This window comes from Clostridium sp. KNHs214, from assembly GCF_000744935.1.
GTDB lineage: Bacteria > Bacillota > Clostridia > Clostridiales > Clostridiaceae > Haloimpatiens.
In genome coordinates this window covers 292,960-306,604 of the sequence record NZ_JQMW01000004.1, presented here as the reverse complement: position 1 = coordinate 306,604, position 13,645 = coordinate 292,960, and the positions used below count along the sequence as shown (strand labels likewise).

11 protein-coding genes and 1 tRNA gene are annotated in these 13,645 nt (G+C 30.8%); 11 read left to right on the top strand and 1 reads right to left on the bottom strand.

Translation table 11 applies throughout. The annotated features are described in order from the left end of the window. Nucleotides 1-49 precede the first annotated feature (49 nt). The 9 genes from CC89_RS01615 (at nt 50) to hypE (ending at nt 9,056) form a co-directional block, all read left to right on the top strand. Nucleotides 50-496, top strand: coding sequence for a cytochrome b5 domain-containing protein (locus CC89_RS01615; RefSeq protein WP_051931389.1), 447 nt, complete (start codon nt 50-52; stop codon nt 494-496). A 113-nt stretch (nt 497-609) separates the two neighbouring features. Beyond that, nucleotides 610-1,494, top strand: coding sequence for a hydrogenase small subunit (locus tag CC89_RS01610; RefSeq protein WP_035288287.1), 885 nt, complete (start codon nt 610-612; stop codon nt 1,492-1,494). A gap of 17 nt (nt 1,495-1,511) precedes the next feature. Further along, complete coding sequence (locus tag CC89_RS01605) at nt 1,512-2,918, top strand: nickel-dependent hydrogenase large subunit (protein ID WP_035288284.1); 1,407 nt, start codon at nt 1,512-1,514, stop codon at nt 2,916-2,918. 300 nt (nt 2,919-3,218) lie between these two features. Continuing rightward, nucleotides 3,219-3,677 (top strand): hydrogenase maturation protease, encoded by a 459-nt coding sequence (locus CC89_RS01600; protein ID WP_035288281.1) that lies wholly within the window; start codon nt 3,219-3,221, stop codon nt 3,675-3,677. Between the two features lie 74 nt (nt 3,678-3,751). Beyond that, nucleotides 3,752-4,006 (top strand): hypothetical protein, encoded by a 255-nt coding sequence (locus CC89_RS01595; protein ID WP_035288280.1) that lies wholly within the window; start codon nt 3,752-3,754, stop codon nt 4,004-4,006. Between the two features lie 175 nt (nt 4,007-4,181). Next, on the top strand, nt 4,182-6,560 hold the full coding sequence (gene hypF, locus CC89_RS01590; protein ID WP_286161272.1) for a carbamoyltransferase HypF: 2,379 nt from the start codon (nt 4,182-4,184) through the stop codon (nt 6,558-6,560). Continuing rightward, entirely contained in the window at nt 6,553-6,816 is a 264-nt protein-coding gene (locus tag CC89_RS01585) for a HypC/HybG/HupF family hydrogenase formation chaperone (protein ID WP_081896924.1), read from the top strand. The genes hypF and CC89_RS01585 overlap by 8 nt, the downstream gene beginning before the upstream one ends. 1 nt (nt 6,817) lies before the next feature. Continuing rightward, a complete protein-coding gene (gene hypD, locus CC89_RS01580; RefSeq protein ID WP_051931384.1) occupies nt 6,818-7,984 on the top strand; it encodes a hydrogenase formation protein HypD in 1,167 nt (388 codons plus the stop codon). A 76-nt stretch (nt 7,985-8,060) separates the two neighbouring features. Continuing rightward, on the top strand, nt 8,061-9,056 hold the full coding sequence (hypE, locus tag CC89_RS01575; protein WP_035288275.1) for a hydrogenase expression/formation protein HypE: 996 nt from the start codon (nt 8,061-8,063) through the stop codon (nt 9,054-9,056). 56 nt (nt 9,057-9,112) lie between these two features. Here the strand turns inward: hypE and CC89_RS01570 are convergent. Next, nucleotides 9,113-9,199: transfer RNA gene (locus tag CC89_RS01570), tRNA-Leu, on the bottom strand. A gap of 452 nt (nt 9,200-9,651) precedes the next feature. Here CC89_RS01570 and glsA point away from each other — a divergent pair. Continuing rightward, nucleotides 9,652-10,569 (top strand): glutaminase A, encoded by a 918-nt coding sequence (glsA, locus tag CC89_RS01565; protein WP_035288273.1) that lies wholly within the window; start codon nt 9,652-9,654, stop codon nt 10,567-10,569. 450 nt (nt 10,570-11,019) lie between these two features. Next, nucleotides 11,020-13,626 (top strand): DNA polymerase I, encoded by a 2,607-nt coding sequence (polA, locus tag CC89_RS01560; protein WP_035288271.1) that lies wholly within the window; start codon nt 11,020-11,022, stop codon nt 13,624-13,626. Nucleotides 13,627-13,645 lie beyond the last annotated feature (19 nt).

The following is a 13,645-nucleotide window of genomic DNA, read 5'->3' as shown; positions in this document are numbered from 1 at the left end:
ATTAATTTTGGCATATTATTAAAGGTAATATTTTTTAGGGGAAGGCTATATGGATTTAGGAATTTATGAAAATTTCATAAACAAAATGGAATGCAATATATGCAATCTCCAAAGTATAAGCTATAGGAGCATTAATATGTGTGAAAAGATGTTTTATAATAGCTTAATTCAGCAGGAGATGTATAAGGTAAGTGTGCTAAAAAATTTTATATACAACATGAGGAGTATGGAAAATGTAATGAGAAACTGCAGAAATATGAGACAACAAAGTTTTACATTGGAAGAGCTTTTAAAATATGATGGTAAGAATGGCAATAAAGCCTATGTAGCTGTAGACGGTGTAGTTTATGATGTAACTTATAACGCAGCTTGGGCTGCAGGCACACATTTTGGACTTAAAGCTGGAAGAGATTTAACTAAAGAAATTAGTACTTGCCATAATAAAGAGCAGATTTTAAGAGGTCTAGAACAAGTAGGTATAATAACTGGTACTTAATTCACATAAAATAATGTAGTGGAATTATGAAATTTCTCCTCCATGATTTGCATAAGAGCTCGGAACAATAAATTTTCTTTATTATATTTATCAATTAATAGGAGGAATTGTAAATGACATATGATATGTGCCCAGTAGCTAAATCTAAAAATGTTACTTCTAGGACTTTGGTAGAATCAGCAGTATCTCAAATAAAAATGGGAAATAAAAGAAGGATGAATTTAGTATGGATTGAGGCGTCAGGGTGTTCTGGAAATATAATTTCTTTGCTAGATGGATGTGCTCCTAATGTAGGGTATTTTTTAACAGACTTAGTGAATTTTAAATATAACAATAGTATTATGAAAGCTCAGGGTGAACAAGCACAAGAACAATTATTAGATACTCTTAATACAGAGTTTATTCTTATAGTTGATGGAGCTATATCTACTAAGGATAATGGAATTTATAATGTGGTAGCTAATTATAATGGAAAAGTTATAACGGGAATGGAAGAGGTAAAGAGAGCCGCAATTAAAGCAAAATATATATTAGCTGTTGGTACTTGTGCATCTTATGGGGGAATTTCGGCGGCTCGACCAAATCCTACTGGATGTATAAGTGTTTTTGATTATTTAAAAAAAGAAATTAATAGGGAAGCTATAAGAGTACCAGGTTGCCCAGCGCATCCTGATTGGATTATGGGGACTTTAGCTCATTTAATATTGTTTGGAGATATGGAACTTGATGAAGACAGAAGGCCTGTGATTTTTTATGGAGTAACCATACATGATATGTGCCCTAGAAGGGCATATTTTGAAAAAAGAATATTTGCAAATTCAGTAGGAGAAAAGGGATGCATGTTCAAAATAGGCTGCAGAGGACCTGTTACAAGAACGGATTGTCCTACTAGAAAATGGAATGATTATGTAAACTGGCCTATTGGAGATAATACTCCATGTATAGGCTGTGCTCAAAAAGGGTTTCCAGATGCTATGGAACCATTTATAAATTTTTAACCTAGGAGGGTGATTATGTGACAGAAAAAGTAGTTATTAACCCTGTAACTAGAATAAGTGGCTATTTGCAGATAACAGCTTATATAGAAAAAAATAAGATTGTAGATGCAAAAAGCCAAGGTATGCTCTTTAGAGGTTTTGAAAAAATGCTAAAGGGAAGACCACCTCTTGATGCTATTTACTTTACTGAAAGAATATGTGGCATATGTTCTACAGCGCATTCCATGGCTTCTGCAAGAGCTTTAGAAAATGCCTTTAATATACAAACTGATAAAAATGAAGAAATGATTAGAGACGTACTTCATGGCAGTGAATTTTTGCAGAATCATCTAAGGCATTTTTATCAATATGTTGTTCCAGATTATGTTAAGGGATTTAATATAAACCCAATATATTCAATTAACCATGAAGATTTTAGAATACCTAAAAAAGAAAGTGAAAAAATTGTTAAAGATTATTTTCAGTCATTAATCTATAGTAGAAAAGCCCACGAAATATTAGCTGTTTTGGGAGGAAAAGCTCCTCATAATCATGGAGTCTTCGCTGGAGGAGTTACAGTTAACATAACGGCTCAAAAGATTGTTCAAATAAAAGCATTGGTTACAGAAATTAAAAATTTTATTGAAAATAATATGTTAGAGGATTTAGGTATAATAGCAAAATACTATAGGGATTATTTTAACATAGGTGCGGGATGTAAAAATCTAATGACTTATGGAGTATTTGATAGCTATGGAAAAGATATTTATTATGTATCTCCTGAAATTATTATAGATGGAATGGAGGAAAAGCTAAATATAGAGAATATAAATGAAAATATATATAGAGCATGGTATAAGGCACAAGATAATACATTAAATATACCAGATAATAATTGGGAAGTAGATCCTTTTAAACAACAAGGGTATAGCTTTATAAAAGCTCCAAGATATAAAGGCCATGCAGCACAAGTTGGACCACTTGCTAGAATGTATATAAGTGGAGAATATAGAAGGGGTATTTCAACCATGGATAGAATTGTGGCAAGAGCATTAGAAGCTAAAAAAATATCGAATATTATGTTGCAGCTTTTAGATGCAGTAGTTCCTAAAAATAGCACTAATAAGGCATTTACGCTACCTAAAAATGCTGTAGGATACGGATTTATAGATACAACTAGAGGAGCGTTAGCTCATTATGTGAATATTAAAGATGGAGAAATAGAAAATTATACAATAATAACACCAAGCACTTGGAACTTATCTCCTAAGGATTCTAATGGAATATCAGGGGCACTAGAACAAGCGTTGATTGGCACATATGTGGATAATCCTAAAAATCCTACAGAAATAGGAAGGATAGTCAGATCTTTTGATCCCTGTGTTTCTTGTGCAACTCATGTTTTAAGCAAGGACTTTTCTACCATGGATATAAGAGTAGTTTAATATAAATATAAGAGAAAAGATATAGATATGATTAACCCACAATAAGGTATAATGTGATGGAATTATGAAATTTCTAAAATTAAATTTAAACAGTTCCTTTGCTTCTTATGCAAGTCATTTCGGAGAAATTTCATAATTCAGGTAATGTAATGCTTTTCGTGGGATAATCATAGATATAAGATGTGAATAGGATCAGCGATAATAAATTCATAGTAATAAAAAGGATGATGCAATAGTAGAGCAAAAAAGTATAAGAGTAATTTGCAATGAATTTATGACTATATAAAAGTTGAGGTGGTTATGGTAAAAAAGGTTATAGCCATAGGAAATAGGATAATGAAAGACGACGCCATTGGTATATTAATTGGGGAAGAGTTAAAGGACGATTTAGAGAAACTAGACTTTGAGGTAATATTAGGGGAAACAGATGTAGACTATTGTTTAAGCTTTATAGATAAAGAGGATTTTATACTTATTTTAGATTGTACTCTTTATGGAATTCAGCCGGGTAAGATTTCAATTTTAGACATTAAAGGTAACAATAATTTTTTCGAAAAGGGGTATTCTCAGCATCAACTAAGTTTAGTAAAGCTTTTAAATAGTTATAGCATGAAGAATGTAACTGGGTACATTATAGGAATAGAAGGGTTAGATGTTAGTTATGGAACAGAATTAAGTAAAGAGCTTTTGGAGAATTTTCATAATATAAAAAAACAAGTGTTCAATAAAATAGTTACTTTGGGTGAAGTAAAGTTCTAAATTAGAAATAATTTAAAATGTGAAAATAAAAAAATATTAGTTTTGAAATTTAAATATGGGATGGAGGTAAATAAATGCATGATTCATTTTTGATGCAAAATATTTCTAGTGCAGTTAAAGAAATTTGTAGTAAGAATAATTTGAAAAGGGTAAGTAATATAGAAATTTCGTTACATCATAACAGTCACATAACAGAGGAAAACCTTCTAGAACATCTTATAGATTTGAACAGCCAGGTAATAGATAGGAATACTAAGATAAAAGTAAATTATGAAGATATGGAGGAACTTATGGCTATTATTAGAAAGGTGGAAGGAGATGAAATATAGAAAATTTGTCTAAGATTTAGAGACTTTTACATCAATAGTATGTAGATGGATAGTAAATTGGGTTAAGAAAATTCAGTTTAAATGTATATTTTTTTATATCAATAGTATATAGATGGGTAGGAACTAGTCAATAGATAAAAGAGAAAGTAAGGGATAGAATAAATTGGGAGACGATGTGAAAAATAATAAAGAAAATAAGTTGAGGAATAATAAAGAAAACAATTTAGAAAATAGTGTGAAAAATTATATAGGTTATATAGTAAAAATATATGGAATTGTTCAAGGGGTGGGGTTTAGACCTTATATTTATAAGAAGGCAAAAGAATTTGAAATAAAAGGATGGGTTAACAATTGTGATGCATCTGTAATTATTAATTTAGAGGGAGAAACGAAAAAAGTGGAAGAATTTATTAGGGAGGTGGTGGAAAAACCTCCTAAGCTTTCACAAATTCAAAAGGTTGAAGTAAATAAAAAAAAATTAGAAGGATACGAAAGATTTACTATAAAAAAAAGTACTGTTTCTAATACAAAATTAAAATTTGTACTTCCAGATATTGCAACCTGTGATAGATGTATCGCAGATATATTTAATGAAAAATCTAAGAGATATAGATATGCTTTTACTAATTGTACTTTGTGCGGGCCAAGGTATTCAATAATAAAGTCCCTTCCTTATGATAGATGTAATACCACCATGAAAGATTTTGAAATGTGTCCTATATGTGAGGGGGAGTATGAAAATCCTGAAACGAGAAGATTTCATGCTCAACCTACCTGCTGCATAGACTGTGGTCCCAAACTTATTTTAACAGATAATAGGGGAGAAAAGATGCAGTGTAAAGATGCAATAAAGGAATGTGCTTTGCTTTTAAAGCAGGGGAAAATTTTAGGCATTAAAGGTATAGGTGGATTTCACATAGTATGCAGCGCTTTTAATGAAGAGGCGGTATTGAAAATTAGAAAGAGAAAGAAAAGAACACATAAACCTTTGGCTATGATGATGAGTGGAATAGAGGAAGTAAAAAAGTACTGTGAAGTTAGTAAAAATGAAGAAGAAATTCTTTTTAATAATAAGAGACCTATAGTACTTTTAACAAAAAAACATAATAATAGTATATGTTCATATGTAGCACCAAATATGAAAAGCTATGGGATAATGCTTCCATATACTCCCATACATCATTTGTTATTTGCAGAAGATCTGCCACCACTTATAATGACTAGTGGAAATGTAAGTGGTAGCCCCATAGAATATACCAATGAGGGCGCACTAAAAAGTCTATCTACCATAGTAGAATTTTTTTTACTTAACAACAGGGAAATAAATACTCCTGTGGATGATTCTGTAACTAAGGTTGTGGAAAATAAAATTATAGTAAGCAGGCCTGGAAGAGGATTTTCACCTTATTATTTACATGGAAAAATAAAAAATAGAATATTAGCCCTTGGAGGAGAAGAAAAAAACACCTTTTCTTTTTCATTAGATGGTATGGCATATATGAGTCAATACCTTGGAGATTTAAAGGAGCTAAAGGCTTATAAAGAATATGTAAAGTGTATAAAAAATATAAAAAGTATATTTGAATTTCAAGAGGACATTGTGGCTTTTGATAAGCATCCAAATTATATGTCTACTGTATATGCAAATAGTTTAAAAGGTATTAAGGTGCCTGTTCAGCACCATCATGCGCACATGGCAAGCTGCATGTTAGAACACAACATATGGGAGAAGGTTATAGGCATAATATATGACGGTACAGGCTATGGGTTGGACGGAAATATATGGGGTGGAGAGTTTTTAGTTGGCAATAGAAAAGTCTTTAAAAGAGTAGGACACTTTAAATATACAAAAATTCAAGGAGGGGATTCTGCTCAAAAAAATATATGGAAAATAGGAGTAAGTTATCTAATAAATATTAAGGATAGAGAAATAATGAATTTTGGATTGCATGAAATAAAGTCTGCATTGAAAAAAACAAAAATTCAATTTTCTATAGAAAATCTATCCTCCGCCTTAAAAAATGATTTAAATTGTTATACAACCTCTAGTTTGGGTAGATTATTTGATGCTGTCAGTTCCATTTTAGGATTGAGAGAAAAAATAAGCTATGATGCGCAAGGAGCCATAGAACTGGAAAATATTTTGGATGAAAAGATAAAGGGCAGTTATCCTTATACAATAGATTGTGTGCTAGATAAAAAAGATGATGATCATATGTATGTAGTAGATTACTTACCCATGCTTATAGATTTATTGAAAGATATTAAAAGAAAGATAACTAGTTCAGAAATAAGTGCAAAATTTCACAATACAATTATTAATATTACAGTAGAAATGGCTAATGCATTAAGGGAAGAGTTGAAAATAAATATAGTTATTTTAAGTGGAGGAGTTTTTGAAAATAGGTATATTTTAACTAATACCTATAGACGTTTAAAAGAACAAGGTTTTCAAGTGTTTTTTAATGAAAAAATACCCACTAATGATAGTGGAATTTCTTTGGGACAGGTTGCTATAGCAGATGAAATAATAAATTGGCAGAAAAATGAATAGTAAAGTATATCAGGAGGTAGGAGGAGATATTATGTGTCTTGCAGTATGTGGAAAAATAAAAAAATTAGATTTGCCATTTTCTCTAGTAGATATTAAAGGAATAGAAACCTGTGTCAATGTGGAGCTTTTAGAGAATCCACAAAATGGAGACTATGTGTTGATTCACACTGGTTTTGCCATTGAAAGAATAGAGGAAGAATATTTTAATTATTTAGATTGTACATTGGAAGAAATGTTACAAGAAGATGAGGGATAGCATGGATATTAAACAAGTAAATAATTTACAAAAGGCAATAAACTGTATAAATAAATATGCAGAACTCATAGATGAAGAAAATATAAATATTATGGAAGTGTGTGGTACCCACACTAATTCCATAGCTAAGTATGGAATTAACAGCGTTATTTCTAACAAAATAAACTTATTATCTGGCCCTGGATGCCCTGTATGTGTTACTAATGAAGATTATATAGATGAGGCAGTATATCTAGCTTTTAAGGATATAACTATAGTAACCTTTGGAGATTTAGTTAAGGTATGGGGAAATAACTGTAGTTTAGCTATAGCAAAATATCAAGGAAGAGACATAAGAATAATTTATTCAATAAGTGAAGTAGTTAATATAGCTAAAGAAATATATCCTAAAGAAGTTGTGTTTTTAGCAGTGGGCTTTGAGACTACAGCGCCATCTATTGCAGCTATTATAAAAAAAGTCTACGAGGAAAAAATCCAGAATCTATCTTTTTTAACCTCAATAAAGATAATGCCTCCAATACTGCATAAAATTCTTAACAGTAAACATAAAAAAATACATGGTATAATTTGTCCAGGAAATGTAGCTGTAATACGAGGCGGGGATGACTTTAAATTTATTTATCAAAAATACAAAATACCTGCAGTTATATGTGGCTTTGAGGGAGAGGAAATATTAGCTTCAATATACTTTTTAGTTAGAGATATTTATAAAAAAGGTAAAGATAAAAGTCAAATTGGATTTGAAAATTTATATAGAAAATGGGCAAGCCCTCATGGAAATAAGTTGGCTCAAAAGTTAATAAAAGATGTGTTTAACATAGAAGATGTAGTTTGGAGAGGTATTGGTAATGTTGAAAATTCAGCCTTAATCATAAATGATAAATATTCAACTATAGATGCAACAAAAAAGTTTGATTTACAAGAGTGTTTTAATGATAAGTTTTATAGAAAACAATATTTGGTAAAAGATCAATTTAGTAATGAACATAAGGCTTGTACTAATGATTATAAAGCATGCAAATGTAAGGATGTGTTGCTTGGCAATATATATCCATTTCAATGCGGTCTTTTTAGAAGAGTATGCAAACCTGAAAAGCCTTTTGGTCCCTGTATGGTATCAGGGGAGGGAGCTTGTGCTGTTTATTATAAATACCATAGGGAAGTTTAGTAAGGTTTATTTATTGCTGAATTTTTTAATTAAGAAATCTATAAGTAATATATGTTAAAGATGAGGGAGGATAAAAATGGAGGCAAATGCTATACAGCTCATTCACGGAGAAGGGGGAAAGCATACACAAGAGTTAATACGGGATGTTTTTTATAAAAATCTTAACAACGATATTTTATTAGAAAATGATGACTCTGCACTTATAAATCTGCCTTCTGAAAAAATTGCTTTTACAACGGATTCATTTGTGGTGAATCCTATATTTTTTAGGGGAGGAGATATAGGTAAATTAGCTGTATCTGGCACCATAAATGATTTGATAGCCTGTGGTGCAGAACCTTTATATTTAAGTTCAGCTTTTATTATAGAAGAGGGGTTTAATAAAGAGGATTTAATTAAAATTGTAGATTCTATGAGGAAAACTTGTAGTGTGGCTAAAGTATCTGTAGTCACAGGAGATACAAAGGTTGTGCCTAGAGGTAAAGGGGATAAAATATTTATAAATACTACAGGAATTGGAATTTTAGATGATTATGCCCCTAAAGATATAGTACATGGAGATAAAATTATAATAACTGGAACTGTTGGAGAACATGGTACTGCCATTGCGGTAGATAGATACAATTTAAATGTTATAGGAGATATAAAAAGTGATTGCCAGCCTCTTAATCATATTTTAAAGTGTTTGAAAAATTATTACACTCATATAAAGTTCATGAGGGATCCTACTAGAGGCGGCGTAGGAGAAGTGTTAAATGAAATATCCCAAAAATCTGGTTTAGGTATACATCTTTTTGAAAAAGATATTCCAATACGAAAAGAAGTAGAAGCTATAAATAGTATGCTGGGAATAAATCCTCTTTATTTGGCCTGCGAAGGAAGGATGATAATTGTTGTAGATGAAGAAGCTTCTTTGGATTTATTAGAGGATTTAAGAGATAAATGTAATTGCCAACCTAGTATTATAGGTGAATTCACAGGAAAGAATTCATTTGTATATATTGAAAATTATTTTGGTGGTCAGAGAGTATTGGGGGAGCTGGATGGTCAGATATTACCTAGGATATGTTAAATTAAAAAAAGACTTTGGATTAATTCTCCAAAGTCTTTTAAGCCTCGTAAAATAGGTGGTGCCGGTGGCCGGATTCGAACCGGCACGGTGTTGCCACCGGTGGATTTTGAGTCCACTACGTCTGCCAATTCCATCACACCGGCATATCTCACGAAAATTATAATACCATAGATTTCATTTATATGCAAGTTATTTTTGCAAAAAGCTTAATTTGTTTATTAGTTTTATGTAAATTCCTTAATGCAACGGCTTTTCTTTTAGTTTCACAGCTATTTCTCTAATATACAATTAAGTAAATCAATTAAATCAAATATATTCTCTATCAGTCATGATAATTTGCTTTCAACATTCTAAAAAAGGATATATAATATATATAATGATTATCCCACAATAAGTATTACATTGCTTGAATTATGAAATTTCTCTGGAATGAGTTGCATAAGAAGCGAAGGAACTATTTAAATTTATTGTTCCTAGCTCTTATGCAAATCATGGAGGAGAAATTTCATAATTCCATTACATTCTACCTTATTGTGGGTTAATCATATAATATATATGAAAATATGCAGAAGTAATACTTTTAGGGGGAACTAAAATGAATAGATTACTGAATTCTATAATTGAAAACAATAGGAAATGGACTAAAGAGGGAAAGGTAGCATCTTATATACCTGAACTTTCAAAGGTTGATTCAAATTTGTTGGGTCTTTGTATATCCACATTAGGAGGAGAGGAATACTGTGCAGGTGATGGGGATGTTAAGTTTACAATTCAAAGTATATCAAAAATAGTTACATTGATGTTAGCTATATTGGATAATGGAAAGGATTATGTATTTTCCAAGGTTGGTATGGAACCAACAGATACATCCTTTAACTCTATAGTAAATTTAGAAATAAAGGATGCACATAAGCCTATAAACCCTATGATAAATGCTGGTGCAATTGCTACAGTATCTATGATAGCTGGAAAAGATTCAGAGGAAATCTTTGAAAGAATACTTAAGTTTACCAGAAAAATAAGTAATAATCCTAATATAGGCGTGAATGACAGCGTTTACAAATCTGAAAAAGAGACTGGGAATAGAAATAGAGCACTTGCATACTTTATGAAAGGTACTGGTGTACTAGAAGGAAATGTAGAAGAAATATTAAATGTTTACTTTAAGCAGTGTTCTATAGAAGTTACCTGTAGGGATTTAGCTAGAATAGGAGCTATGCTTGCTAATGATGGTGTAATGCCTTGGAGCGGTGAGAGGGTTGTGCCGAGAGATGTAGCTAGAATAGTAAAAACCATAATGGTTACTTGTGGTATGTATGATGCTTCAGGAAAATTTGCAGTGCAAATAGGTGTGCCGGCTAAGAGCGGTGTAGGCGGTGGAATATTAGCTTGTGTACCAAGAAGAATGGGCATAGCGGTTTTAGGACCTGCATTAGATGAAAAGGGAAATAGCTTGGCTGGAATAAAAGTTATGGAAGAACTATCTAAACAATTGGATTTAAGTATATTTTAGCTAAGAAGCCACCATTTTAGCGTAAGCAGGTGGAGGCGGATTTTACTGTAATTATAACAAGAATGAGCATGTCATTAAAAACTTTATGAAGAATATATTATAAAGTGAATCTTTTTATATATAAGTGTAGAATATTAATATATAGTCATTGTTTTAAAATTAGTAAATTAACTCAACTTTCGCAGTTTAAAATAGTAATTTAAAATTTAAAATTCAAAATTAGAAATTTAAGGATGAAGCTCCATTAGAGTTTTTGATAAAATATAAATTCAATAAGTACTTTAAGAATTTCAAACTTAATTTTAAATTTTACATTCTAAATTTTAAATTAAAAACATTTATTCATCTAATGTAGAGCTTGAAGCTTATGTGCGAAAGTTGAGTAAATTAAGAGATGAACAATTTTTATGATATAATGAGATTATATGTACCATAGAGAGGAGCAACAATATGGATAAAGAAAAATTACTGATTTTAGATGGCAATAGTTTAATGTTCAGATCTTTTTATGCCTTGCCAGAACTCACAAATGCAGAAGGAGTACACACTAACGCCATTTATGGTTTTTTGAGCATGCTTTTTAAGATGAAAGAGGAAATAAAACCTGATTATATAGTTTGTGCCTTTGATAAAAAGGCTCCTACCTTTAGACATAAGGAATATAGTGAATACAAAGCTGGAAGGAAAAAAATGCCGCCAGAGCTTGTAGAACAAATGCCTATAATTAAGGAAATATTAAATAAATTGGCTATAGATATTTTTGAAATAGAGGGTTTTGAGGCAGATGATTTAATAGGAACTCTTTCAGTATTTGCAGAGGAAAAAGGAATAGAAGTTTATATAGTTACAGGAGATAGAGATGCACTTCAGCTAGCTACACATAATGTTAAAGTAGTTATAAACAAAAAAGGTATGACTCAAACAGAGGTGTATGATGAAAATAGAATGATAGAGGAGCTGGGAGTTACTCCTAAACAGTTTATAGATGTAAAGGGACTTATGGGAGATACCTCTGACAACATACCAGGTGTGCCAGGGGTAGGAGAAAAAACAGCTTATAAACTTATAAAAGAATATGGAAGCATGGAAAATGTGCTTATGAATATAGACAATATCAGTGGAAAGAAACTTAAGGAAAACTTAACCAACTTCAGCGAACAGGCAATTTTCAGTAAAAAACTAGCAACTATAATCACTGAAGTGCCTATAGAAATGGATTTGGATTCCATAAGATCTAAGGAAAATTTTGATATAGAAGGTCTTAGAAATTTATTTATAAAACTTCAGTTTAAGAGTTTTTTAGATAGATTGCCTAAAGGTAAAGAAGAAGAAATTCAGTGTACTTATACGGAAATAAATAGTATAGAAGAATTAAAGAAAAATTCTAAGCTTTTTAAAGAAACTATATTTGTGCTATTTAAGATAGAAAATGAAAATATATATTCTAAATGTAAATTAAAAGATGTATATATTCATTGTAATAATGAAAATTTCTTTATACCTGTGCATAAACTTATGGAAGAAAATAAGGAAAAAACTGTAGAAATTTTAAAGAATATAATGGAAGACTCTAACATCAAAAAGGTTTCTCATAGAGTAAAGAGTGCCTACATGGCTCTTGGTAAATTAGGTATAGAGTTAAAAGGATTATTATCAGATACGGAAATACAAGCTTATCTAATTGATTCTTCTAAAGGAGAATATAAATTAGAAGATACTCTAGAACAATATTTATTCAAAAGTCTTAATGGAGAAGAAATAGAAGATAATGTTAAAAAGGTAATTCTTTTAGAAGAGTTAAATAATGTGCTTCATGAGAAGATAAAGGAATTGAATATGGATAATCTTTTATATGAAGTGGAGCAGCCACTTATAGAAGTATTATCTTCCATGGAGACCCTTGGATTTAGAGTAAATAAAGAGATGTTAAATGAATTAGGCGAAAAGTTTAGCTTGGAGATTGATGAACTTAAAAAGGATATTTATGCATTATCTGAAGAGGAGTTTAATATAAATTCTCCTAAACAATTAGGAAAAATATTGTTTGAAAAGCTAGATTTACCTGTGGTAAAGAAGACTAAAACAGGTTATTCTACTAATGCAGAGGTTTTAGAAAAATTAGAGGATAAACACCCCATTATAGAAAAAATAATGAATTATAGACAAATAACAAAGCTTTACTCTACCTATGTGGAAGGACTTAAAAATGTAATAGATGAGGATGGAAAAATACATTCTAGCTTTAATCAAACAGTTACTACTACAGGAAGACTTTCCAGCACAGAGCCTAATCTTCAAAATATACCTATAAAATATGAAATGGGAAGAGAAATAAGAAAGGTTTTTGTGCCTGAAAATGAAGATAGTGTTATTTTGTCTGCGGACTATTCACAAATAGAACTTAGAGTTCTTGCACATATAGCTGGAGATGAGAATATGATAAATGCATTTAAGCATCACAGTGATATACATACTAAGACTGCATCTGAGGTGTTTGGAGTGCCATTAGATCAGGTTACATCACTCATGAGAAGTAGAGCTAAGGCCGTTAATTTTGGAATAGTATATGGGATAAGTGACTTCAGTCTTTCAAAAGATATAAAGGTATCAAAAAAAGAAGCTAAGGAATATATAGATACTTATTTTGAAAGATATCCTAAGGTTAAGGAATATTTAGATAGTATTGTAGAAAAGGGAAAAGAAAATTCTTATGTGGAAACTATATTAAATAGAAGAAGATTTATACCAGAAATTAATTCCTCTAATAAAATAGTTAAAGCCTTTGGAGAGAGACTTGCCATGAATACACCTATCCAAGGAAGTGCAGCGGATATAATTAAAATGGCCATGGTAAATGTGTATAGAAAATTGAAAGAAAAATCTTTAAAAAGTAGCTTAATACTTCAAGTTCACGATGAACTTATTTTGAATGTGTATAAAGATGAATTAGAGCAGGTTAAGTCTATGATAAAGGAAGAAATGGAAAGTGTTGTAGAACTTTCAGTGCCTTTAGAAGTGGATATTAACATAGGAGAAAACTGGTACGGAGCCAAATAGACGGAATTTATGATTATAA